The 21,379-nt window shown below is 67.5% G+C and carries 20 protein-coding genes; 6 read left to right on the plus strand and 14 right to left on the minus strand.

Going from position 1 to position 21,379, the window contains the following annotated elements; genetic code table 11:
• The first annotated feature begins 77 nt into the window (after nt 1-77).
• On the plus strand, nt 78-518 hold the full coding sequence (locus G369_RS0131025) for a peptidase associated/transthyretin-like domain-containing protein (RefSeq protein WP_019657971.1): 441 nt from the start codon (nt 78-80) through the stop codon (nt 516-518).
• A 19-nt stretch (nt 519-537) separates the two neighbouring features.
• Here G369_RS0131025 and G369_RS0131030 read toward each other — a convergent pair whose 3' ends face one another.
• The 3 genes from G369_RS0131030 to lplT all read right to left on the minus strand — a co-directional run bounded on the left by G369_RS0131030 (nt 538) and on the right by lplT (nt 3,348).
• The gene (locus G369_RS0131030; RefSeq protein ID WP_019657972.1) at nt 538-1,026 is read right to left on the minus strand and encodes a glutathione peroxidase; all 489 of its coding nucleotides are present in this window, start codon (nt 1,024-1,026) and stop codon (nt 538-540) included.
• Nucleotides 1,027-1,037: 11 nt separating this feature from the next.
• Complete coding sequence (locus G369_RS0131035) at nt 1,038-1,931, minus strand: DMT family transporter (protein ID WP_019657973.1); 894 nt, start codon at nt 1,929-1,931, stop codon at nt 1,038-1,040.
• Nucleotides 1,932-2,043: 112 nt separating this feature from the next.
• The gene (lplT, locus tag G369_RS0131040; protein WP_019657974.1) at nt 2,044-3,348 is read right to left on the minus strand and encodes a lysophospholipid transporter LplT; all 1,305 of its coding nucleotides are present in this window, start codon (nt 3,346-3,348) and stop codon (nt 2,044-2,046) included.
• Nucleotides 3,349-3,551: 203 nt separating this feature from the next.
• On the opposite strand from lplT, the gene alr reads away from it, so the two are divergent.
• Nucleotides 3,552-4,652, plus strand: coding sequence for an alanine racemase (alr, locus tag G369_RS0131045; protein WP_019657975.1), 1,101 nt, complete (start codon nt 3,552-3,554; stop codon nt 4,650-4,652).
• A 4-nt stretch (nt 4,653-4,656) separates the two neighbouring features.
• Nucleotides 4,657-5,421, plus strand: coding sequence for a hypothetical protein (locus G369_RS0131050; protein ID WP_019657976.1), 765 nt, complete (start codon nt 4,657-4,659; stop codon nt 5,419-5,421).
• On the opposite strand, the gene G369_RS0131055 is transcribed toward G369_RS0131050, so the two are convergent.
• A complete protein-coding gene (locus tag G369_RS0131055) occupies nt 5,375-6,349 on the minus strand; it encodes a LysR family transcriptional regulator (RefSeq protein WP_019657977.1) in 975 nt (324 codons plus the stop codon). The genes G369_RS0131050 and G369_RS0131055 overlap by 47 nt on opposite strands.
• Nucleotides 6,350-6,466: 117 nt before the next feature.
• Between G369_RS0131055 and G369_RS0131060 the strand changes: the two genes are divergently transcribed.
• Genes G369_RS0131060 through G369_RS0131070 form a run of 3 tightly spaced genes read left to right on the plus strand, consistent with a single transcriptional unit; the run spans nt 6,467 to nt 9,031 of the window.
• On the plus strand, nt 6,467-7,402 hold the full coding sequence (locus G369_RS0131060) for a DMT family transporter (RefSeq protein WP_019657978.1): 936 nt from the start codon (nt 6,467-6,469) through the stop codon (nt 7,400-7,402).
• A gap of 31 nt (nt 7,403-7,433) precedes the next feature.
• Entirely contained in the window at nt 7,434-8,177 is a 744-nt protein-coding gene (locus G369_RS0131065) for an alpha/beta hydrolase family protein (RefSeq protein WP_019657979.1), read from the plus strand.
• The gene (locus tag G369_RS0131070) at nt 8,174-9,031 is read left to right on the plus strand and encodes a hypothetical protein (RefSeq protein WP_019657980.1); all 858 of its coding nucleotides are present in this window, start codon (nt 8,174-8,176) and stop codon (nt 9,029-9,031) included. The genes G369_RS0131065 and G369_RS0131070 overlap by 4 nt, the downstream gene beginning before the upstream one ends.
• A 7-nt stretch (nt 9,032-9,038) precedes the next feature.
• Here G369_RS0131070 and G369_RS0131075 read toward each other — a convergent pair whose 3' ends face one another.
• The 10 genes from G369_RS0131075 to G369_RS0131120 form a co-directional block, all read right to left on the minus strand.
• Complete coding sequence (locus tag G369_RS0131075) at nt 9,039-9,716, minus strand: phytanoyl-CoA dioxygenase family protein (RefSeq protein WP_019657981.1); 678 nt, start codon at nt 9,714-9,716, stop codon at nt 9,039-9,041.
• A 35-nt stretch (nt 9,717-9,751) separates the two neighbouring features.
• Nucleotides 9,752-11,008, minus strand: a complete 1,257-nt coding sequence (locus G369_RS0131080; RefSeq protein WP_019657982.1) for an oligosaccharide flippase family protein — start codon at nt 11,006-11,008, stop codon at nt 9,752-9,754.
• A gap of 4 nt (nt 11,009-11,012) precedes the next feature.
• Nucleotides 11,013-12,317: a hypothetical protein gene (locus G369_RS0131085; RefSeq protein WP_019657983.1), complete on the minus strand. Its 1,305-nt coding sequence runs from the start codon at nt 12,315-12,317 to the stop codon at nt 11,013-11,015.
• Nucleotides 12,314-13,399 carry a glycosyltransferase gene (locus G369_RS0131090; RefSeq protein WP_019657984.1) on the minus strand — a complete coding sequence of 362 codons (1,086 nt, stop codon included), beginning with the start codon at nt 13,397-13,399 and terminating at the stop codon, nt 12,314-12,316. Before G369_RS0131090 ends, G369_RS0131085 begins: the two co-directional genes overlap by 4 nt.
• Before the next feature lie 21 nt (nt 13,400-13,420).
• Complete coding sequence (locus tag G369_RS0131095; RefSeq protein ID WP_019657985.1) at nt 13,421-14,569, minus strand: polysaccharide pyruvyl transferase family protein; 1,149 nt, start codon at nt 14,567-14,569, stop codon at nt 13,421-13,423.
• Complete coding sequence (locus tag G369_RS0131100; RefSeq protein ID WP_244164407.1) at nt 14,566-15,666, minus strand: hypothetical protein; 1,101 nt, start codon at nt 15,664-15,666, stop codon at nt 14,566-14,568. Before G369_RS0131100 ends, G369_RS0131095 begins: the two co-directional genes overlap by 4 nt.
• A 129-nt stretch (nt 15,667-15,795) precedes the next feature.
• Nucleotides 15,796-16,461, minus strand: coding sequence for a sugar transferase (locus tag G369_RS0131105; protein WP_038116462.1), 666 nt, complete (start codon nt 16,459-16,461; stop codon nt 15,796-15,798).
• A 392-nt stretch (nt 16,462-16,853) separates the two neighbouring features.
• Nucleotides 16,854-19,115 (minus strand): polysaccharide biosynthesis tyrosine autokinase, encoded by a 2,262-nt coding sequence (locus G369_RS0131110; RefSeq protein WP_019657988.1) that lies wholly within the window; start codon nt 19,113-19,115, stop codon nt 16,854-16,856.
• Nucleotides 19,112-19,567 carry a low molecular weight protein-tyrosine-phosphatase gene (locus G369_RS0131115; RefSeq protein WP_019657989.1) on the minus strand — a complete coding sequence of 152 codons (456 nt, stop codon included), beginning with the start codon at nt 19,565-19,567 and terminating at the stop codon, nt 19,112-19,114. Before G369_RS0131115 ends, G369_RS0131110 begins: the two co-directional genes overlap by 4 nt.
• The gene (locus G369_RS0131120) at nt 19,564-20,742 is read right to left on the minus strand and encodes a polysaccharide biosynthesis/export family protein (RefSeq protein ID WP_019657990.1); all 1,179 of its coding nucleotides are present in this window, start codon (nt 20,740-20,742) and stop codon (nt 19,564-19,566) included. The genes G369_RS0131115 and G369_RS0131120 overlap by 4 nt, the downstream gene beginning before the upstream one ends.
• Between the last annotated feature and the right edge of the window lie 637 nt (nt 20,743-21,379).

A 21,379-nucleotide genomic window follows, 5' to 3' on the forward strand; every position in this document is an offset into this window, starting at 1 on the left:
GAGGGGGCTGGTCCGACTCGCGCGGCGCCGGTCCGCGGCGCATCATGGCCGCACCGAATCTGCAAGGAGAAAGCGCCATGTCCCACCTTCTGCCCGCATCCACTACCTCCGCCACGCTGCGTCGCGTCCTGCTGGCCTGCCTCTGCGCGGGCGGCGCGATGGCCGCGCAGGCCCAGGGCGCCATGCCCCAGTGGCAGGGCGCAGGGTCGGCGCGCTACGTTTGCGGCGGCATCGGCTCCGACGAATCGACGGCGATGCGCGCGGCCATGAAGGAGCATCCGCTCGCGCTGCTGTTCGCGCGCGCCGACGGCGCCTACATGGCGAACGTGGACGTGACCATCAAGGGCGGCGACGCCGGCAGCGCCGCTGCGCTGGCGTTCCGCGCGAGCGGCCCGGTCTGCCTGGTCGACGTGCCCAACGGGCGCTACGTGATCGACGTCGCGGCGCCCGGCGGCGCGGTGAAGAGCCAGACCGTGACGGTGGGCGGCGGGCCGAAGACGGCCGACTTCAGGTTCTGACGCAGCAGCGGATGGCCGCTCAGGCCGCGGCCAGCGCGGCCTCGACGTCGCGCTCCAGCGAAGCCGGCGTGTCCAGCGGCGCGTAGCGCTTGATCACGGTGCCGTCGCGGCCGATGAGAAACTTCGTGAAGTTCCACTTGATGGCCGTGCTGCCCAGAAGGCCCGGCTTCTCTTTCGTGAGCCACTTGTAGAGCGGAGCGGCGTTCGCGCCGTTCACGTCGATCTTCTCCATCATCGGGAAGCTCACGCCGTAGTTCTTCATGCAGAAGGCGCCGATCTCCTCGTTGGTGCCCGGGTCCTGGCCGCCGAACTGGTTGGAGGGGAAGCCCAGCACCGCGAGGCCCTTGTCGGCGTACTTCTCGTGCAGCGCCTCCAGTCCCGCGAACTGCGGCGTGAAGCCGCACTTGCTGGCGGTGTTGACGATCAGCAGCACCTTGCCCTTGAAGGCGGAGAGCTTCACCGGCTTGCCGTCGATCAGGTTGGCTTCGAAGTCGTAGACGCTGGCCATGCTGTTTTTCCTCAGGTGGGAGACGAAGTGGCGCGATCATCGCGCCGCACGGGCGTTCGCGCAAACGCCGCCCAGACCGCGCCGAGCACGATCAGCGAGCCGCCCACGAGGATGCGCGAGTCCATCGCGGCCGCGCCCAGTGCCACGGAGGAGACGCTCGCGAACAGCACCTCCGACAGCATGATCACCGAGGTCGCCGAGGCCGTGAGCCGCGCCGCACCGTACTGCAGGCACACGTTGGCGAGGACGAAGGCCGTGCCCAGCAGCGCGGCCCAGCCCAGCCAGCCCGGCGCGGCGCGCAGCGGCGAATCGAACGCGCCGAGCGCGGTGCCGCCCATCGCCGCTACGCCGGCCACGAAGGCGCAGCCGCAGAACATCGCCAGCGCGCGCGACTCGCCGGGCGCCTGCCGCAGATGGCGCAGCGCGATGTTGGTGACGGCGAAGCCGAAGCCCGCCGCCACGCCCAGCCAGTCGGGCAGGCTCGACGGCACCGGCCAGTCGGCGCCGGGGGCCTTCAGCACCACCGCCACGCCCGTGAGCGCAAGCGCCACCCGCGCGAGCGCACCGCCGGTGGGCCGCTCGCCGAGCAGCAGCCAGGCCAGCAGCACGCTCCATAGCGGCATCAGGTAGAAGAGGAGCACCACGCGCACCACGTCGCCCTGCGTCACGGCCCAGTTGAAGCCCACATTGGTGAAGCCTGCCGCCAGGCCCAGCACCGGCAGCATCGGGAAGGCCGCGAAGCCTTTCCAGGCATGCCGGCGCAGCACGCCCATCAGCACGGCGATGGCCGTGTAGATCAGGCAGGTGGTCCACAGCGGATGCAGGCCGTGGCCCGCGATCTGTCGGAAGGGGAACCAGGAGACGCCCCAGACGAAGGCGTTCAGTAGCAGGGCAAGTGCAGGCATTGGGGCGCGAGTTGTTCAAGGGGCGCCGAGGAACCGGCTTCGCCGGGCCTCCGGTGCCGCCCCCGGCGAGGGGGTCGGCGCAGCGACACGAAGTGCGCGCAGCCTGGGGGATTCAGTGGTGCTTGTCGCTGCGGGCGATGGCGAGCAGGTGCTCCACTTCCTCGGGATACTTCTTGAGGTTGTTCTCGTGCCAGCGCTTGATGATCCACATGCAGCCCGCCACCACGAGGCCGAAGGCGCTGATGGCGCCGTAGGCCGAGAGTCCGAGGCCCGTGCACACGCTGTAGAAGCCGCCCAGCAGGAGGATGCACGCCTGCTCGTTGAAGTTCTGCACCGCGATGGAACGGCCCGCGCCCATCAGGTTGTGGCCGCGGTGCTGCAGCAGCGCGTTCATCGGCACCACCAGGAAGCCGCCCAGGCCGCCCAGCAGGATGAGGAAGGGCACCGCCAGCCACACGTTGCCGATGAAGTTCATGCAGATCACCATCAGGCCCATCGCGATGCCCATGGGGATCACGCGCGTGGCCATGTCCAGCCGCATGCGCATCGAGGCGACGATCGCGCCCACGGCGGTGCCGATGGTCACTACGCCCGTCAGCGCCGAGGCCTGCGTGGTGTTGTAGCCCAGCGCCAGCGAGGCCCAGGCCAGCACGATGTACTTGAGGTTGCCGCCCGCGCCCCAGAAGAGCGTGGTGGTGGCGAGCGAGATCTGGCCCAGGCGGTCGCGCCACAGGCGGGCGTTGCAGTGCCAGAAGTCGGGCAGCAGGGCGGCGACGTTGCGCATCAGGCCGTGCTCGGGATTGGAGCGCAGCGGACGCATCTCGACGCCGGTGTGCGGGATGCGCGTGTTGAACCAGGCCGCCAGCATGTAGACGAAGATCAGCACCGTGAGCGCCGCTTCGGCCGGCGTGTCGATGCCGGTGTCGATGAGGGGCAGGTCGAAGGCCAGCAGCTTGCTGGAGACCGCATGCCCCACCAGCGTGCCGCCCAGCACGATGCCCAGCAGGATCGACGCGATGGTCAGGCCCTCGATCCAGCCGTTGGCCTTGACCAGCTGCGATGCCGGCAGCAGCTCGGTGAGGATGCCGTACTTGGCCGGCGAGTACGCCGCGGCGCCGAGCCCCACGATCGAATACGACAGCAGCGGGTGCGAGCCGAAGAGCATCATCAGGCAGCCCAGCACCTTGATGGCGTTGCTGATGAACATCACCTTGCCCTTGGGCAGGGCGTCGGCGAAGGCGCCCACCAGCGGGGCCAGCACCACATAGAAGACAGCGAAGATGGGCACCAGCGCCGCGCGCTGCCATTCGGGCGCGCCCGAACTCCGCATGAGATCGACCGCAACAACGAAAAGCGCTTGGTCGGCCAGCGACGAAAAGAACTGGGCCGACATGATCGTGTAGAAACCGCGCTTCATCGATGGGCTGGCTGGCCAGAGACGTGCATCAGGTCTGCTGGCGGTAGTGAAAAAGTGTCGCGTAGAGGGCGAATGGGCGGTTATAGCACGGGGGTGCGACGCGCAATCCTGCATCCCCACCGTGTTCGACCCCATTCCCGAAGATGCTAAAACGTGGTCTGCATTGTCCCGGCCTCCTGCCGAGCCCTCTCCGGAAACCCTTCATGCCGCGCCCGATCCTCGCCACCGTCCATACCGAAGCCCTGCGCCACAACCTCGAGCGGGCGCGCCGCTCGGCCCTCGAATCCCGCGTCTGGGCCGTCGTCAAGGCCAACGCCTATGGCCACGGCATCGAGCGGGTCTATGAGGGTTTGCGAGGCGCCGACGGCTTCGCGATGCTCGACCTGGCCGAGGCCGAGCGCGTGCGCGCCCTCGGCTGGCGCGGCCCGGTGCTGCTGCTGGAGGGCGTGTTCGAGGCCCGCGACCTGGAGCTGTGCTCGCGCCTGGACCTCTGGCACACCGTGCACTGCGACGAGCAGATCGACATGCTCGCCGCCCACAAGACCCTCAAGCCGCAGCGCGTGTTCCTCAAGATGAACTCCGGCATGAACCGCCTGGGCTTCACGCCCGAGCGCTTCGGCGCCGCCTGGACCCGCCTCAACGCGCTCACCCAGGTCGACGAGATCTCCCTCATGACCCACTTCAGTGATGCCGACGGCAAGCGCGGCATCGACCACCAGCTGGAAGCCTTCGAGCGCGCCACCCGCGACCTGCCGGGCGAGCGCTCCATCGCCAACAGCGCCGCCACGCTGCGCCACCCCGACCGCACGCGCGGCGACTGGGTGCGCCCCGGCGTCATGCTCTATGGCGTCGCGCCCGACTACCCCGAGCACGACGCGGCCCACTGGCAGCTGCAGCCCACCATGACGCTGTCGACCAGGCTGCTGTCGGTGCAGACCCTGAAGGCCGGCGACACCGTCGGCTACGGCTCCAACTTCACGGCCGAAGGGCCGCTCACCATCGGCGTGGCGGCGGTCGGCTATGCCGACGGCTATCCGCGCCACTGCGGCACCGGCACGCCGGTGCTGGTCAACGGCGTGCGCACCCGCATGGTCGGGCGCGTGAGCATGGACATGATCACCGTCGACCTCACGGGCGTGCCCGATGCGCAGTTCGGCAGCGAGGTCACGCTGTGGGGCAAGTCGGCCAGGACGGGCGCCGTGCTGCCCATCGACGAGGTTGCGAAGGCCGGCGGCACCATCGGCTACGAACTCATGTGCGCGGTGGCGCCGCGCGTGCCCTTCGCCGAGCCGGAACCCGCCTGAGGCCGTGAAGATCCTTTCCAACTGGCGCTCCGTGCGCCTGTGGGAAACGCAGCTCGAGCGCGAGCTGCACCGCAAGTACAGCCTGCGCACGCACGGCATCCTCATCGGCAGCTTCACGCTGCTGCTCATGTGGGGCGTCTCTGCGCTGCAGATGCACCTGCTGCACGTCGATTCGCTCGCGGTGCGCTATTTCCTCACGCTGGGCGTGGGGTACCTGGGCTATCTCCTGGTGCTGCGCTGGTGGGCGAAGCGCCTCGTCGAGGAGCGAGGGCTCGACTTCGACGTCGACGCGCCCGACTTCGAGTTCGGCGGCGGACGCGGCGGCAGTTCGCACAGCCACACGGGCATCGGCAAGGCCCCGGGCGATGGCGGGGGTGGCGGTGGCGGCAGCGGCCTCTCCGACGTCGCCAGCGGCGCGCTCGACGTGGCCGGCGGTGCGGACGAGGGCGCGGTGGTCGTCATCCCGGTGATTGCCGTCTTCCTGATCTGCGCGGCCATCCTGTTCGGCGCGGGCTCGCTGGTGCTGCTGTACTTCAGCTGGGACGCGCTGCTGGCCGTGGCCATCGAGATCGCGTTCTCCTACGTGTCGGCGCGCGCGGCGGTGCGCGTGGCGCGCGAGGGCTGGCTCATGGCCGCCGTGCGGCTCACCTGGAAGCCACTGCTGGGCGCGGTGATCTGCGCGGTGGCGCTGGGCGCGCTGCTCGACCACTTCATGCCGCAGGTCAACTCCCTGCCGGAGGCTGTGCGCGTCCTGCTGAAGAAGCACTGAGCGCGCTCACCAGGTGATCGACCAGCGCCCTGCACTTGGGCGCCATGAAGCGGTTGGGCGGGTACAGGATGTACGCGTGCCCGCGGTAGTTGCCGCGGTACTCCCAGCCGGGCAGCACGCGAACGAGGCTGCCCGCATCCAGCGCCTGCTGCGCGACGAAGGCCGGCACCACGGCCACGCCAAGGTCCGCTAGCGCGCCTTCGAGCCGCACTTCGCTGTGGTTCGAGACATAGCGGCCGCGCACGATGACTTCCGCTTCCTCGTCCTCCTCCTCCTTGTTCTTGCCTCCTTCTTCCCTGCCGAACCGCCAGTGGTTGTCGCGCTCGTGCTCGCCCAGCGAAAGGCAGCTGTGGGCCGCGAGGTCGCGCGGGTGCTCGATGGGGCCATGCGCCGCCAGGTAGCGCGGCGAGGCGCAGAGGATGTGCGCCACCGGCATCAGCCGGCGCGCCACCAGCCCCTCGGGCGGCTTCGTCGTCAGCCGGACCACCAGGTCGACGCCTTCGCGGATCGGATCGACGTCGCGGTCGGCCACGATGAGCTGCACGTCCACGTCGCGGTAGCGCCGCAGGAACTCGAGGACGTGCGCATGCAGCACGCGCCGCGCGAAGGCCTTGGGCGCGCTGATGCGCACCAGCCCGCTCGGGCCTGCTGCGAACTGCTGTCCGATCTCCATCGCACCCTGCGCCGCCAGCACCAGCTCGCGGCAGCGCGCGAAGGCCTCGGCGCCGGGCTCGGTCAGCCGCAGCTGGCGCGTGGTGCGCTGCAGCAGCTGGACGCCGATCTCCTTCTCGAGCCGCTTCACCTGCCGGCTCGCTGCCGAAGGCGTCATGCCCAGCAGGTCGGCCGCGGCCGAGAAGCTGCCGAGCTCGGCGACCCGAACGAAGGTCACCATCTCCGGCAGCACCTTGAGAAATGAATTCGTTCCCACGACGCAATAGTCCTGTTCCGGCCGACGCCTGTGCGGCCCGGGTGATGCCCGGAACAATTCCATGCCCGACGGATGCGTCGGGCTCTCGGAAATGTTCACGGACGGCGCAGGCGAAGTATGGATTCAAAGACGAAGAGGCCGGCGGGCATCGGCCTCGCCGAAGTCATGCTGCTGCTGGTGGCGGCGGTGTGGGGCGGCAGCTACGCAGTGGCCAAGCAGGCGACGCAGCAGCTGCCGGTGCTGGAGTTCATCGCGCTGCGCTTCGGGCTGACCTTCCTCGTGCTGCTGCCCGCGCTGAAGCCGCTGTTCGGCGTCGGGTGGCAGAGGGGCCTCGCCGTCGGCGGCCTGCTCGGTGCGAACCTGCTGGCGATCTTCGTCTGCGAGACCTTCGGCGTGTCGCTCACCACGGCCAGCAATGCCGCCTTCCTCATCAGCCTGTGCGTCGCGCTCACGCCCTTCGTCGAATGGTGGCTGCTGGGGCAGCGGCCGGCGCCGCGCATGTTCCGGGCTGCCGGCCTGTCGGCGCTGGGCGCGGCGATGCTCTCGGCCACTTCGCCCGCGGAACTCTCGGTGGGCTGGGGCGACGGCCTGATGGTGATCGCGGCCTTCCTGCGCGCCGTGATGGTCTGCATGACGCGACGGCTCGCCGGGCACCATGCGATGCCGGCGCTGACGCTGACGGCGGTGCAGTCGGGCGTGATGGCCCTCGGCGCGGGGGCGCTCGCGCTCGTCGCCGCGCCGGCCGGCGGCGCATGGCACGTTCCGCCTGCCACGGCCTCTTTCTGGTGGGGCATGGCCTACCTCGTGCTGCTGTGCACCGTCTTCGCCTTCTTCGCGCAGAACCATGCGGCCTCGCGTTCGAGCCCGAGCCGCGTGTCGCTGCTGATGGGCAGCGAGCCGGTGTTCGGCGCGCTGATCGCGGCCTGCGGCTTCGGCGAGCGCATCGGGCCGTGGGGCTGGGCGGGGGGCTTGCTGATCGTCTGCGCGGCGTGGTGGGTGACGATGCCGGCGAGGGAGACTCCGGGCCGCGTTGTCGCCGGTGATGCCGCCTGAGAGGGCGGGCGGGCCGTGTCATGCTCGCGCGATGAACGACGACTTCTCCGTTGATGCGGCCGATCAAACGCTGCGCGGCACGGTCACCGGCAACGCCGCTGGCGACGCGCCGAGCGTGCTGGCTCTGCACGGCGGCGGCCAGTCCTCGCGGCGCGGCATCCAGTACCTTCTCTCGGCTCTGGCGCGCGATGGCGTCGCGAGCGCCTCCTTCGACTTCTCCGGTCATGGAGACAGCACCGGCCAGGTCGAAGGCTCCAGCCTGAACGAACGCATGGCGCAGGCGCTGGCCGTGGCCGGCCACGTGGCGCCGGGGCGGCTGCTCTCGCTGATCGGCACGAGCATGGGCGGCCACGTCGCGTGCTCCCTGATCGAGCGGCTGCAGCCGCCCGCGCTGGTGCTCTTCTGCCCGGCAGCCTATGTGGCCCCGGCCCAGGACGCGCCCTTCGGCCCGAGCTTCCAGCAGATCCTGCGCTCGACCGTGGACTACGCGAGCTCGCCGGCCTTCACGGCGCTCGAAGGCTTCGAGGGCCGCCTGCTGCTGGTCCACGGAACGCAGGACGCCGTGATTCCCGCGCAGGTCCTCGACCAGTACGAGCGCAGGGCCCGCAGGGCCGAGTCCGTCGAGGTCGTGCGGCTCGAAGGCGCGGGGCACAAGCTGCACGACTGGCTCCAGTCCCGTCCACCGGACCACGGGCTGGTGCTCGATGCCGTGCTGCGGACGCTGGCCCCCGGGGCTCGGAGACAATCCGCGCCGGGAGGAATTTCGTTCACATGATTTCGAAGAAACAGGGAGCGCGCGCCGCCTGGCGCGCATGCGGCATCGCGCTGGCGGTCGCCGCCGTCGCGGCGCACGCCGAAACCGACGCGGCGGCACCCGCGGACCCGCAGCGATCGCAAGCCACGGAGGCCGTCGCAGACGCGCCGGCCGTGCCTGTCGCACCCATATCGCCCGCCGCACCTGTCGAAGCGGTCGCAGCTGCCGCGCCAGCGGCACCTCAGACCCGCGTGCGCTTCAGCCGGGGCATGTACAAGCCCGGAATCGAACAGCTTCGCGTGGTCCGCCGCGAGAACACGATGAACAACATCGCGGGGCAGGTGGCGCTGAACATCGCGCTGTCGGTCATCGCGGGCGGCGTGAGCGTCGGCGCGCAGGGCTTCTCGAAGGACGACCTCGGCGGCACCACGCTGGAGGCGCTCAAGGACGACCCGCTGGGCGTCAACCCCGCCATCAGCGAGCTGAACGATGCGCTCAGCAAGGTCGCCACCGACATCTACCGCAAGCGCGCCGAGGCGGCCTACGCCACGGCCCTGACAGACGGCTCCACGCCCGAGGAGATCGAGGAGGCGCGCAAGGTGCAGGCGGTGGCGGACACGCCGCTGCTTCCGGGCTCCTGGCACCTGGTCTACGAGAACCTGACCGGCTCGGACGAGCTGTATCGCCTGAAGTTCGGCGCCGAGCTCGGCCGCGCGGGCTTCATGCGTCCGCCGGCCGCGTGCTTCTATCAGTCGGAGCCGGTCGCATGGAACGAGTGGCAGGCCGACAACTGGCAGCGGCTGCGCGAGGAGCGCGCCAAGGCCGTGGCGCGCTGCACCGAGACGCTTTCGGCCACGCCCGAGAAGTTCTGGTGAACGCGTCCTAGGCCGCGCGGAACGCCTGCATGGCCGCGGGCTGCCGGTTCAGCCCCAGCGCCAGCGCCAGAAGCTCGTCGTCGGCGCACAGGATCGCGAAGGCGCGGTGCTTCTCGCCGAAGCTCATGACCGGGCCAGAGTGGTGGAGCGAACGGTGGTTGAAGGCCACCACGTCGCCCGGGTCGACCTCGTAGCCCACGATGTCGAAGGCGCCGCGGTTGGATTCGATGTCGGGCAGATCGATGGCCGGCGCTTCACCGGACTGGCCTGCGATCCGGTAGCCGGTCTTCCAGAGGTGGGAGCCGCGCACCACTTCCGGCGCGGTCTCGCGCGGCATGTGGTCCACCGGCATCCACAGGTGGACGATGCGGTGGCTGTCGGCCAGCCCGCAGGACACGTCCTGGTGCCAGTGCGCTGCGGTCGCGGCGCTCACGTCCTTGTCGAAGAGCAGTTCGTCGCAGGTCCAGCCCAGCCGGCGGTTCACCGTCAGCTGGCCGGCGATCTCGCTGGCGCCCGATTCGGACACCACGTGCTGCAGCAGCAGGCCGTCGCGCCGCTGTCGGAGGCCGGCGCGCGCCAGCTCTATCCATTCGGGCGAGACGATACCGCGCAGGCACACGACGCCATCCCGCAGGAACCGGAGGCGCTCGTCGAAACTCACGCCGCGAAGCAGTGGGTTGCTCATCAGGATCTCCTCGTCCGGCGCCGGCCCTTGGGGCTTCAGGCGCGTTGCTCCCCTTTGTTCCCGTCAGCCCCGCTCGCCCGCACCAGGAAGAACAGCCAGCCGACCATCAGCGCGGCCATGCAGGCGAAGCCCCACGTCATGGCGTGGATGGTCTGGATGTAGGAGACGGGCCGTCCGGCCGCGAGCATCGCGACCGCGAACACAACCGCACCCACCACCGAGCACAGCAGCAGGGCGCCCGGCCGCGACGCTGCCCTGAAGCCGGTGCGCAGGCACATGGTGAGCCCGAAGATCGCGGGCGCGTAGAAGAAGGGCGAGAAGTCCATGCCCCGGTAGTTCGCGCCGAAGGCCAGCACCACGAGGTGCGGCCCCAGCAGGCCAAGCGCCACGCCCACGGCCTCGGCGACCACGAAGCCGAGCAGCACGAAGCCGGTGAAGTCGCGCAGCGACTTCTTCCTCCGGGCGTCGTCCGCCGACTTCCAGTTGGCCGCCAGCTGCGGCAGCAGGTAGTAGCCCAGCGCCGACAGCACGTACTGCATCGGCAGCAGGAAGGTGATGTAGATCTTCAGCAGGCCGCCCTGCTCGGCATCGGCCGAGGAGCCCAGCAGCAGGATGGCGCCGCCGGTCATGATCCAGCTCATGAACTGCGAGAGGCTGGCCTTCCAGCCGTAGGCCATCGATTCGCGCGCCGTCAGGCCGTGGGCGTTCTTCGCGGCCGGCAGCGGAAGGACGGTGTGGCGCGTGTTCGCGAGCACCAGGAAGAGAAAGGGCAGCTGCAGCACCGAGACCAGCAGCAGCGCCTCCTTCCAGCCCGCGGGCCTGGCGGCATTCAGCACGACGACGTAGCCCGCCGAGATCAGCGCGCCCGAGACGCACAACACGCCGTAGCGCCGCCCCGCGAGCAGCAGGCTGCGCGAGATCCAGAAGATCTCGTAGCCCACGATCAGCGCCACGCCCACCCAGTGCAGCTGCCCCGGGAACGCGGCGATCTGCCATGCCAGGAAGCCCAGCAGCGAGAACAGCACCACCAGCGCCCAGGTCAGCCAGGCGGAGGAGCGGTCGGCGTAGTGGCGCCGGATCAGCAGGGGCTCGTGCACCATCGCCATGTGCAGGATGTACTGGAAGCTGATCACCGCGAGGAACGCGGAGGCCACGCCGAAGTCCGCGGGCGAGAGCACGCGGGCCAGCGCGAAGCTGAGCAGCAGCTGGCTCGCGCTGTAGATGCACTGGTCGGCGACGGCATAGATGGGACCGCCGAGGCGTTTGCCGAGTCCGGAGAGCCGTTGCTTCATCCACCTAGCCCGAGATGGAAAGCAGCACCGGGCTGGAGGTCGCCTTCACGCTGAAGCCCTCGCCCGAACGGCTGCCGCAGCTGCCTTCGCGCATCTGCGGGAAGAAGTCGACGCGCGTGCACTTCGCGCCTGCGGTCGCGGGTACCGACACGCTCTGCTCCGCGCCCTGCGTCCAGACCACGTGCAGCATCGACTCGCCGCGGCGCAGCACCAGCCGGCTCGCGCCGCGCGCGTCCTCGTAGGAGACCTTCTGCGAGTGCCGCGCGATCTTCAGGAACTCGGTCAGCGCCGAGTAGGCCTCCTTCTTCTCGCCGGACTTCGACATGAGCCCGAAGTTGTCCTCCTTGGAGAAGTACGACTGGCCGCGGTCGCGCCACGAGTACAGGTTCAGCAGCCGGATGCCGGCCGCGACGTTGATCAGGTACTCCCTGAAGATCAGCGAAGCCTGCGCGCCCTGGTTGCGCACCGGCATGTACGAGGCGTAGCCCCATTCGGAGGCGACGATGCCGGTCTTGTTCAGCTGGCGCCTGTCGAGCTGCGCGCGCAGCCTCTGGTAGTCGGCCAGCGCGGTCTCGGGCACCGAACGGTAGGGGTGGATGGAGATGTCCGTCAGGCAGTCGCTGCGCGCGGCGGAGACGAAGGCGTCTTCCAGCTCCGAGGGCACCTTCCCCCCACCGCCGCCTCCCCCGCCGCCGACGAAGGGCAGCTTCGCGAAGCCGAAGCCGACGATGATGTCCGGGCGGATCTGCCGCTGCGCGAGCCGCTCGCACAGCGCCGAGGTGGCCGCGCCGAAGTCGCGCACCAGAGCGGGCTGCAGGAAGGTCTTGTTGTCGGGCTCGTTCCACACTTCCCAGATGGCGACGTCGGCCGAGTGCGCCTTGATGAAGTCGGCCGCGAAGTCGGCGAAGCGGTCTTCCTTGCTGCCGCTGCCGCTGCCGCTGCCGCCACCGCCGCCGCGCATGTCGCCGGGCTCGTGGCCCCAGATCTCCTTGCCGCCGAACAGCGTGACCATGGCATCGAGCCTGGCCTTGCGCACGCGCTGGATCAGCTTCGAATAGTCGGTGAGCGCCGGATTCACGCTCCTGATCGGCGGACGCACGCCGAAGCGCACGAACTCGAAGCCGGCCGCACGGATCTCGCGCAGGTCGTCGTCGGTGATGGTCGCGGGATCGATCTGCACGCTCAGGGAGACCGGGTACTCCGAACTCAGCGTGCCGATGCCCCTGGCATGTGCCGAAGCGGCCGGCACGATCGAGGCGGCCGCGAAGAGCAGGGCGCCCAGCAGGCTGGCGAGGGTCTTCTTCTTCATGGCAGTACCGACTCCTTGTACAGGTCGACGATGGCGGCGTTCATGCGCTGCGAAGTGAACTTCTCCTCGAAGATCCGCCGGCCTGTCCGGCCCATCTCGCGCAGGGTCTCGATGGGCATGCGGTCGATCTCGCGCAGCATCTGGTCGATGTGCTCCAGCTCGAAGAGCCGGCCGCTGCGGCCGTTCTCGACGATGTCGACCAGGCCACCGACGGCCGATGCGAACACCGCCTTGCTCCTGGCCATCGCCTCGACCGCGACCAGCCCGAAGCCTTCCCAGCGCGAGGGCACGACGATGGCGTCGCACGACTGATAGACCGCGTCGAGCGCGTCCTTCTCGAGCCAGCCCTTGAACTCGACGCGCTCGGGCTGGGCGAGCTGCAGGTCCTTGCGCACCGCGTCGCCGACCACGATCAGCCTGAAGTCGGGCCGCACGCGGGCGTAGGCGTCCAGCAGCAGGTCGATGCCCTTCTGCCGGTCGAGCCGGCCGACGAACAGGATGGTGCGCGGCGCAGGCCTGCCGGCGCCCTCGGGCGGCTGTGGCTCGGGCGCGGGGGGCGCTGCGGTGCTCACGGCATCGATGCCGTTGGGAATGCAGGTGCAGCGCCGTATGCCCGACTCGGCCGCGATCCGCACCTCGTGGCGGCTGATGCAGATGATGGCGTCGCTGCGCGAGGACAGCAGCCGCTCGATCCAGCGGTAGGCCGACTTCTTGTAGCGCGACGCTGCCTGGTCGAAGGCCCAGCCGTGCGAGCAGTAGACGATCTTCACCTCGCGCGGGATCTGGCCCAGCAGCGCCATCGAGCGCACGATGCCGCCGGCGATCGAGCTGTGCAGGTGCAGCACCGAGGGCCGCTCCGACTCGATGATCTTCTTCACCCGCTTGGCGTAGCCCACCAGCGACAGCGGGCTGCGCGCGGTGGGCACCACGTGCGCGCTCTCGGGGCTCAGCCAGTCGACCTGCCCGGGCAGGATGAACTTCACCTGGCTGATCTCCGGCGAGTTGCGCTGGAAGTTCGAGACGATCCGGAGATAGGTCTCCAGCCCGCCCTTGAGCGTTTCCGCGACGTGCAGGACTTTCATGGCTTTCTCGCTCCTCGCTGCTCAGATCAGTGCGTGGGTGCCGGCGATGACTTCGGACTGGAGTTCGCCCAGCCGGTGCGGGTCGTTGCGCTGCCGAAGCAGGTTCAGCACGCTGGCCTTCAACTCGTCATGGCGCGGCGAGAGGCCGAACAGGAACTCGGTGCGGTTCGTGAGCCGGAAGAAGGACTCGACCTTCTTGTCCCAGTTCATGCCGATGGACGGGATGCTCAGGCTGTAGGCGACGATGTTCGCGTGCAGCCGGTGCGCCGCGATGCAGGAGCAGGCGCTGATCAGCGCGACCAGGTCGTCGGGGCGCTTCGGCACGGCGAAGGAGAAATCGTCCGCCGCCGCGGTGCGCTCGGAGATCTCGGCGAGCACGCGGTTGTCCTCCGCCGCGCCGTTGGTGAAGTACAGCACCCGCGCGCCCTCGGCCCGCAAGGCCTGCGCGAGGCCCGAGAAGAACTCGGCCGAGCCGCCGGCGCGCTTGCTGCCGTATTCGGAGTTCATCACCAGCGCGTCGAGGCTGCTGACGCAGATGCCCACGTCCCACTTCTTCTCGGACGACAGTTCCTCGGAGAAGGCGCTCGCGCAGACCAGTGCCGGATCGGGCACCACGCTGATGCGGCTGCGCGGGATGCGGAAGAACGCGTGCAGGTTGTTGGCCGAGTCCACGTCGCGCGTGGCGTAGTAGACCGGCGCGGCGTTCTGGAAGAACTTGCCCACGAGCAGCCTTCCCCAGAACGACCACCTGCCCGTGACGCCGACCGACACCACCGCCACCCGCTTTCCTCGCAGCAGCCTTCCCAGGAAGAAGAGCTTCGACGGGAAGTTCAGCGCCACGTCGCAGAAGAGCTGGCCGCCGCCGATCAGCACCAGGTCGGCATCGGCCACCGCCGCCTGCCATTGCCGGCGCCAGCTCAGCAGGTAGTTCTTGAGGCAGTAGGCGAAGACGATGGCGGAGCGCAGCAGCGAGGGCAGCTTCTGGAAGATGCCGAAGGCGCCGCCGCCGCGAAGGTTGGATTCGTCGAAGCCCACGCGCCCGGCGATGTCGAGGAACTCGACCTTCGCCTCCGGGTACTTCATGGCCGCGATGTGGGCCAGCGACGCCGCGATGACGCCGTCGCCCAGGTTGTCGCTGAAGGGCACAGCGCAGATCAGGATCTTTTTCATCTTGGAATACCTGCAGCAGGTCTCTGATTTCCGGAAACCTTGATGGCGATCAGATAAAGCATCACCGAGGTCAGGTGCCGGGTGAAACTGCCGAGGTCCGGTTCGAATATCAATTGGACGAGGATGTGGGCGACGAAAAGGCTGCCGAAGAAACGGGGCTCGAATTCCCCCGGATTCCGCCTCGACCTTCGCCGCGCCTTGTAGAGGATGAGCAGCATCGCCACGATCATCATCTGCATGAACGCATCGCTCGGCGTGTGGAAATAGATGACGGGTGTGATCAGCACCGTCGCCGCATAGACGTAATTCACCAGGAAGCCGGGACCGGTGGCGGGCGAGGCGATATTGGTGAATGCCGTGCGGTTGTCGCTGCCGATCTGCTCCGCGTACGCATTGGAGGTGTCGCGCGGCGATTGCAGCGTCTGCAGGAGATTGGAAGGCGCCGCCATGATGGCGCCGGCGGCCAGGATCGCGGCCAGTAAATGGTATTTGAGCGGCCGCCGCCAGAGCCAGTGCACGGCGAAGAACGCGCCGACGATCAGGAGATAGTAATTCCGGACGAAAACACCGTAGATCGCATAAAGGCCCAGGAATGCGCCGATGGTGAGGAATTTCGATGTCCGGAAATAGATCGTCGTCACCGTGATGCACATGGTCATGATGAGCACCACCGTCTCCTTCGACGGCGCAAACATGTTCAGCATGATGCAGGGCGCGATCAGCAGCAGCCTGGAAAAGAAATCACCGGCCCGGCGGATATTGCGCGTCGCAAAGAAAAGAAATACCGCGCTGCTGGCGCAGGTGAATACGTCGAGATTGTTCGATCCGATGATGCTGAAAAGCGCAGCCGTCACGGCGAACGAATTGTCCATTTCGTCCGTGCCGCCGTAATTCAGGATCTCGAGGATCTTGGCCGAGTCGACGCTCCATTTCTCGGGAAGCATCTCCCTGAAGAACGCGTAGATGACCACGTACACGAGCACGATCAGCACTCCCGCCACGGAATACGGGTTGAAGCGGCGCGAGCCCCTTCTTCCCGCGGCCATCGGGGGGCGTGCTTGCGCGGCCGGCGCTGCAATGGCGTGGCTCATCGGCATGTGGATTCCGATCCGATCGATTCCAAAGCGAAGGAAGGTCTGTCCGGCCTTGCGGCGCGGACTGCGTGAAAGACTTGCTCCGGCCGGCGGGGTCGGAGCCGGCAGCCGGTCAGCAGGGAATGGCGGAACTCACCGCGACCCGTGACCGGCAGCGACCACCCAGATGGTCCTGAAGAAGATGTCGAGGTCCTTCCCGACGGAAAGGGTTTCGACATACCTCACGTCGAGCGCGACGCGCGCGTTGTAGGTCAGCTGGTTGCGCCCGCTGACCTGCCAGAGGCCGGTGATGCCGGGCCGCACCGCGCAGTAGTGCGACCAGCTCTGGCCGTAGAGCTCCTTCTGCTCCAGCATGCAGGGACGCGGGCCGATCAGGCTCATGTCGCCCACCAGCACGTTCCAGAATTGCGGCAATTCGTCCAGGCTGGTCTTGCGGATGAATTTGCCGAAACGTGTGATGCGCGGATCGTGGTCGAGCTTCTGGTATTCGTCCCACTGGCGCCGCGCCTCGGGGTCGTTCTTCAGGTGTTCCTCCAGCACCTGCGCCGAATTGGCGATCATCGAGCGGAATTTGTAGAAGCGGAATACGCGCCCGTTCTTGCCGTACCTCGGCTGGTAATAGAGCACCGGCGCACCCGAGCTCGCGAAGACGCAAAGCCCCAGCAGCACGAAAAGCCAGCCGAAGGCGATGAAGAAGAAAAGGGCCGCGCTGATGTCCACCGATCTTTTCGCGACCTTCAGCAATGGCGAATGGTTGATTCCGGATTGCGACCCTGATCGAGATCGACCGCGCGACATGGCAGCGCCTGCCTCGATGTCCCAGCCCTGCGGTACGAGCGACTCCTCCGAATGGAGGTTTCCCACGGGGTCTTTCCATCCGGATTTGAAGCGCGACAATATTTCCCGTCGAAATGCTTTCATTTTTTGACGCACCTTTCCTCATGCGGGCAATTGCCCGCAGATCCTCGGTTATGGCCCTGTTTTTTTGGCCGACACTATCCGCACAAATGCCTCTTGGTGCCTGCGTATGCACGCACTATTGCGCGGCCAAATGACTCGATGAAGGCAATACGAATGAATTAAAGATCATTTGTAATGCCTTTTGATGCCGAATACTATTTGAGTATCCAATCGATGTGAGAGACCGAAATCCGTCGCATGATTTTGAATTTAACTCCAATTCAGACGGTCTAAGTGGAATCCCTGTTGGTATTGTATGTGTATTGCAACTGTTTGTAAGCGCCATATTTGTAGCCGCCGCTTCCAGCATGCCTACGGCTTAAATCAATAGCATTCAGAATTACGCCATTTACGCTCCTGCCTGCATGGGCGAGCCTTCTGACGGTCTCGTTCAATTCGCCGAGCTGGGTTTTCTCGGCACGCGCCACCAGCAGCAGGGTGCTGGCCAGCGGCGCCACCGAGGCGGTGTCGGCGGCCACCAGCACCGGGGCCGTGTCGATCACGACGAGGTCGTACAGCGGCGACAGCTTCTCCAGCACCTCCACGAACGACTCGCTGGTGAGCAGCTCCGCCGGGTTGGGCGGCAGCACTCCGGTGGTGATGACGTCCAGGTTGGGCAGCACGGCAGCGCGGATGGCCTGCTCGAGGCTCAGCGTGCCGGCGATCAGCTCCGACAGCCCCGCGGAGCGCGGGATGGAGAAGAACTGGCTGACCCGGCCCTTGCGCAGGTCGGCGTCGACCAGCAGCACCCGCTTGCCCGTGGCCGCGCTGATCGCCGCGAAGTTCACCGAGACGAAGGTCTTGCCCACGCCCGGCGTCGCGCCCGAGATCAGCAGGCGGTTGTTGGTCGCCTCCAGCATCGCGAACTGCAGCGCGGTGCGCAGGCTGCGCAGGCTCTCCACCGCCGGGTCTTCCGGCTGCAGGTGCGCGAGCACGTGCTTGCCGGCCACCTTGTTCTCGATGTTCCTGTCGATGGTGCGCTGCGCAGTGCTCAGCGGGACGCTGCTGTAGACGTTGAGGCCGGTGTGGCTCTCGATCTCCGCCGGGTTGCGGATGCCGCCGAAGAACGAGCTGCGCGCGATCGCCGCGCCCAGGCCCGCCGCCAGCCCGAGGATCGCCGCCAGCGCGATGACCAGCGGCCGCTTCGGCCACACCGGCTCTTCGGGAACGATGGCCTCGTCGAGCAGGCGCACGTTGCCGACCTTGCCTTCCTTCGCCAGCCGCATCTGCAGCGAGCTGTTGAGCAGCGACACGTAGAGGTCGGTGTTGACCTTGATGTCGCGCTGCATGCGCACCGTGTTCTGCTGCAGCTCGGGCATCTTGCGGATGCGTGCGTCGACGGCGGCCAGCGCGCTCTTCCATGCGGCGACCTGCGCGTCGAGCGTCTGCACGCTCGGGTGCTCGTTCGTGAAGCGCGAGGTGAGCTCGCGCCGCTTCTGCTCGGCCTCCAGCAGCTTGGACTGCAGGTCCACCGTCTGGGCCAGCGCGTTCCTCGCCTCGTCGTCGAGGCTCACGGTGCCGTTCTGGTTGCGGTAGCGGTTGTAGATGTCTTCGGACTGCTCGAGCTGCTTCTTGAACTGGGGCAGCGCGCCGTCGAGGAAGCCCAGCGTCTTCTCGGCCTCGGCCGCCTTGCGCTCCATGTTCTGCCGCACGTAGAGCCGGCCGATCTCGTTGAGCAGCTGCGTCAGCTTCTCGGGGTCGGGGTTCTTCCAGCTCACGTCGAGCACGCCCGACTGCTTGCCCTTCTCGACCACCTTGAGCGCGTCCTGCAGCGCCAGCAGCGTGAGCTGCGCGGAAGAGCGCACCAGCACGAACTGCGCGCCGGGCCTGGCTTCGATGCTGCTCACCATCAGGCTCAGGTTGCCGTTGGCGACGCCGGGCAGCTTCGCCTCCAGCAGCGTGCCGACGGTGCCCTTCAAAGGCGTCTCGATGTCGGCGCTGCTCAGTTCGTAGCTGCCGTCGGTGGCCAGGGTCAGCGTGAACGGCTTGTCCTCGAAGTCGGCGGGCACGTCGAAGCGGGGCACGAGGATCTTCTCGGTGCCCGTCACGTAGCCCGACAGCCCCATGAAGCCGGGCTCCGAAAGCCCGGTCGCGCGGCGCGCGAGCCAGCTGCCCACGAAGGGCGCATAGCGCGGCCGTGCGCTGATGTAGAGCTTGGTGTTCTCCACCGCCTTGCCGAGGATGGCGCGCGATCGCAGGATCTCGATCTCGCCCGCGGCCGGCGTCTTCACGCTCAGCAGCGAGGAGGCCGCATCGCCGAGGAAGCTGCCCGCGGAGTTGCCACTGTCCTCCACCTGCACCGCGAGATTGGCCTCGTAGACCGGCTTGCCGAGGAAGGCGTAGGCCGTTCCCAGCAGCACCGCCACGAGGGCGACGGCCGCGACGAGCCAGCGGTTGTCGATCAGGATGTCGAGGTACTCGGCCAGGTTGATGCCATCACCATCCTCATCCATGGCTTGCAGCGGCAGCGCGGCTTGCTGGGTTGCGTTCATGTCGGTTGCTGCTCGGGTTTCGTGATTTTCAGAATGCGGTCGATCCACGCGCGCGCGCCGGCATCGATCAGCGCCAGGGCATGCTCGAACGCAGCCTCGTCCTTGCCGTAGGGGTCGGGCACGTCGTGGCCCTCGAACTCGGCGATGCGGAACACCTTGCCCCGCACGAAGGGGTAGGCCGTCTCCAGATGGCGGCGCTGGTCGCGGTCCATCACCAGGATCAGGTCGGCCTGCCGGCACAGCAGCTGGCTCACCTGCTGCGCGACGTGGCCCGAGATGTCGATGCCGCGCAGCTGCATGAGCCTGCGCGCGGTGGCGTCCGCCGGCCGGCCGACGAGCGCGCCCGTGCCGGCCGAGAACACCCGCAGCTGCGGCAGGCCTGCGGCGAGCAGGCCTTCCGCCATCGGGCTTCGGCAGATGTTGCCGATGCAGACTGTCAGCACGGATCTCATCGGTGGTTCATGTAGACGCGGTCGCCGATGTCGAGCACCTGCGCTGCGGGAAGGATCAGGCTGGCCACGCGGTTCCAGCTGGCCAGCGGCACGGAGTCGATGTAGACCACGTCGCGCGGCTGCAGCGGAAAGCGGTCGGCCAGTGCGAGCGCGGCCGGGTTCTTCGCGTTCAGGTGGAAGACCGAAGGCGTGCTCGTCGCATCGGTGCCCTCGCCGTTGCGGTTGTTCCGCACGACGTAGATCTGCCCCGTGTTCGCCGTGCCCAGGTTCGCGCTGCCGGCCTCGCCCAGCGCCTCGTTGAGGCTGAGCCGGCCGTTGTGCATGTTCAGCGCCGAGGGCTTGAGCACCTCGCCCATCACGAACACCTTGCTCTCGTCGCGGTTGCGCACCTGCACCACGTCGCCGTTGTGCAGCGGGATGCGGCTCGCGCCTATGCCGATGTCCTGCAGCCTCGGCAGGTCGATCAGCGTGGTCCTGTCGCCGCGCGTGAGCGTGATGAACGAGCGGTCGCCCGCGGCCGTGATGCCGCCCGCGCGGTTGAGCGCCTCGGCCAGCGTCATCGGCACGTCGGTGAAGATCTGCAGGCCCGGCGAGTTCACCTCGCCCTCGACGAAGGCGCGGCGGCTGCGGAAGGACTGGATGCGCACCGTCACCTGCGGGTCCTTGATGTACCTGGCGATCTGCCTGGCGATCAGGTCGGAGGCCTCGATCTCGGTGAGGCCCTGCATCTTCACGCGTCCGATGTAGGGAAAGCTGATCTGCCCCGAGGCGTCGACGATGAAGCCGGGCGCGACGCTGATGCCGGTGGGGTCCACCTGCTGGGAGATCACGGCGCCGGCATGCGGCAGCAGCTCGGGATGGTCGTAGACGATGACGCCCACCACGTCGCCCGGGCCGATCGTGTAGGGCGGCGCTTCGCCGAACAGCGCCTTCACGTCCGGCGGCACCGCCGTGGGCCGTGCGTCGGACATGGCCCTGATGAGGCTGGGCGAGATCGGCACCAGCCCGCCCTCGGCCGGCATGCCGTCGGCCGCCAGTGCCGGCGCCGGACTCCGGTCGGGCTCGTAGGCCGCCACCGAGCCGAAGCCCGGCGCGCAGCCCTGAAGCGCCAACGCCCCAACCAGGGCGGCACTCCAACCCGTCAGGTACAGGTAGCGTGACAAATGGAACTCCATTGCGAACTTGGGTTATTTCAAAAACTGCGATTCCACATGCAAAGCCCGAGCCTGAAATTGCTCGATTGCACCGGTTAATTCTTTTTGATGAATTCGAATTGACCGGGGCCCCGTCGATTTATCGGCAGGCCTGCAGGAGCGCGAATTCTCGCTGCCTTCTCGAGGCGACTTTTTGGTGGAGTAGACGCAAATGACGTGTCTATTCGTGCGTCGACCACGCCGGCCACAGGGTCATGCCGGAACATGGCTTGCGGAGTGCGTTTTTCACTCTGAAAAGGGGGTGTGCACTGCCCGTTTTGCAGGCACTTCCGAAGCCGCTAAATTGCGACCTATTTATTACCCCGTATCGTCGGGAGATTGTGGTTTTCGTTCCACAAAGTCAGGTCCCATAGGGTTTTTGATATTGCGTTCGATTTTGTAATGAAATGTATCGAAGTAGGAATCGACCGACAAGGCGTGGGCCAGGAGCATCAACTTGCCTGCTGGAGGCGACAGTGCATCGTTGGGCGGTGTTGTCGGCGTTCCATCCCCCTGGGCTGCTCTGGAATTACGGTTTTCTGATTAATCCCGAAGCGGGGATGCCCCGTGTCGGGGCTGAAATCACCAAGTACGTGCAATGACGTTCCATTCGGCCGAA

The sequence above is a fragment of the Variovorax atrisoli 110B genome (genome assembly GCF_000382045.1).
In the GTDB taxonomy this organism is placed as follows: Bacteria; Pseudomonadota; Gammaproteobacteria; order Burkholderiales; family Burkholderiaceae_C; genus Variovorax; species Variovorax atrisoli.

What these genes read in the sequence shown, in the direction of transcription:
- G369_RS0131110 (WP_019657988.1), bottom strand. Translation starts at nt 19,115, where the DNA reads ATGAACGCAACCCAGCAAGCCGCGCTGCCGCTGCAAGCCATGGATGAG.
- alr (WP_019657975.1), top strand. Translation starts at nt 3,552, where the DNA reads ATGCCGCGCCCGATCCTCGCCACCGTCCATACCGAAGCCCTGCGCCAC.
- G369_RS0131115 (WP_019657989.1), bottom strand. Translation starts at nt 19,567, where the DNA reads ATGAGATCCGTGCTGACAGTCTGCATCGGCAACATCTGCCGAAGCCCG.
- G369_RS0131065 (WP_019657979.1), top strand. Translation starts at nt 7,434, where the DNA reads ATGAACGACGACTTCTCCGTTGATGCGGCCGATCAAACGCTGCGCGGC.
- G369_RS0131035 (WP_019657973.1), bottom strand. Translation starts at nt 1,931, where the DNA reads ATGCCTGCACTTGCCCTGCTACTGAACGCCTTCGTCTGGGGCGTCTCC.
- G369_RS0131075 (WP_019657981.1), bottom strand. Translation starts at nt 9,716, where the DNA reads ATGAGCAACCCACTGCTTCGCGGCGTGAGTTTCGACGAGCGCCTCCGG.
- G369_RS0131080 (WP_019657982.1), bottom strand. Translation starts at nt 11,008, where the DNA reads ATGAAGCAACGGCTCTCCGGACTCGGCAAACGCCTCGGCGGTCCCATC.
- lplT (WP_019657974.1), bottom strand. Translation starts at nt 3,348, where the DNA reads ATGAAGCGCGGTTTCTACACGATCATGTCGGCCCAGTTCTTTTCGTCG.
- G369_RS0131085 (WP_019657983.1), bottom strand. Translation starts at nt 12,317, where the DNA reads ATGAAGAAGAAGACCCTCGCCAGCCTGCTGGGCGCCCTGCTCTTCGCG.
- G369_RS0131090 (WP_019657984.1), bottom strand. Translation starts at nt 13,399, where the DNA reads ATGAAAGTCCTGCACGTCGCGGAAACGCTCAAGGGCGGGCTGGAGACC.
- G369_RS0131030 (WP_019657972.1), bottom strand. Translation starts at nt 1,026, where the DNA reads ATGGCCAGCGTCTACGACTTCGAAGCCAACCTGATCGACGGCAAGCCG.
- G369_RS0131060 (WP_019657978.1), top strand. Translation starts at nt 6,467, where the DNA reads ATGGATTCAAAGACGAAGAGGCCGGCGGGCATCGGCCTCGCCGAAGTC.
- G369_RS0131025 (WP_019657971.1), top strand. Translation starts at nt 78, where the DNA reads ATGTCCCACCTTCTGCCCGCATCCACTACCTCCGCCACGCTGCGTCGC.
- G369_RS0131100 (WP_244164407.1), bottom strand. Translation starts at nt 15,666, where the DNA reads ATGCCGATGAGCCACGCCATTGCAGCGCCGGCCGCGCAAGCACGCCCC.
- G369_RS0131120 (WP_019657990.1), bottom strand. Translation starts at nt 20,742, where the DNA reads ATGGAGTTCCATTTGTCACGCTACCTGTACCTGACGGGTTGGAGTGCC.
- G369_RS0131095 (WP_019657985.1), bottom strand. Translation starts at nt 14,569, where the DNA reads ATGAAAAAGATCCTGATCTGCGCTGTGCCCTTCAGCGACAACCTGGGC.
- G369_RS0131070 (WP_019657980.1), top strand. Translation starts at nt 8,174, where the DNA reads ATGATTTCGAAGAAACAGGGAGCGCGCGCCGCCTGGCGCGCATGCGGC.
- G369_RS0131105 (WP_038116462.1), bottom strand. Translation starts at nt 16,461, where the DNA reads ATGTCGCGCGGTCGATCTCGATCAGGGTCGCAATCCGGAATCAACCAT.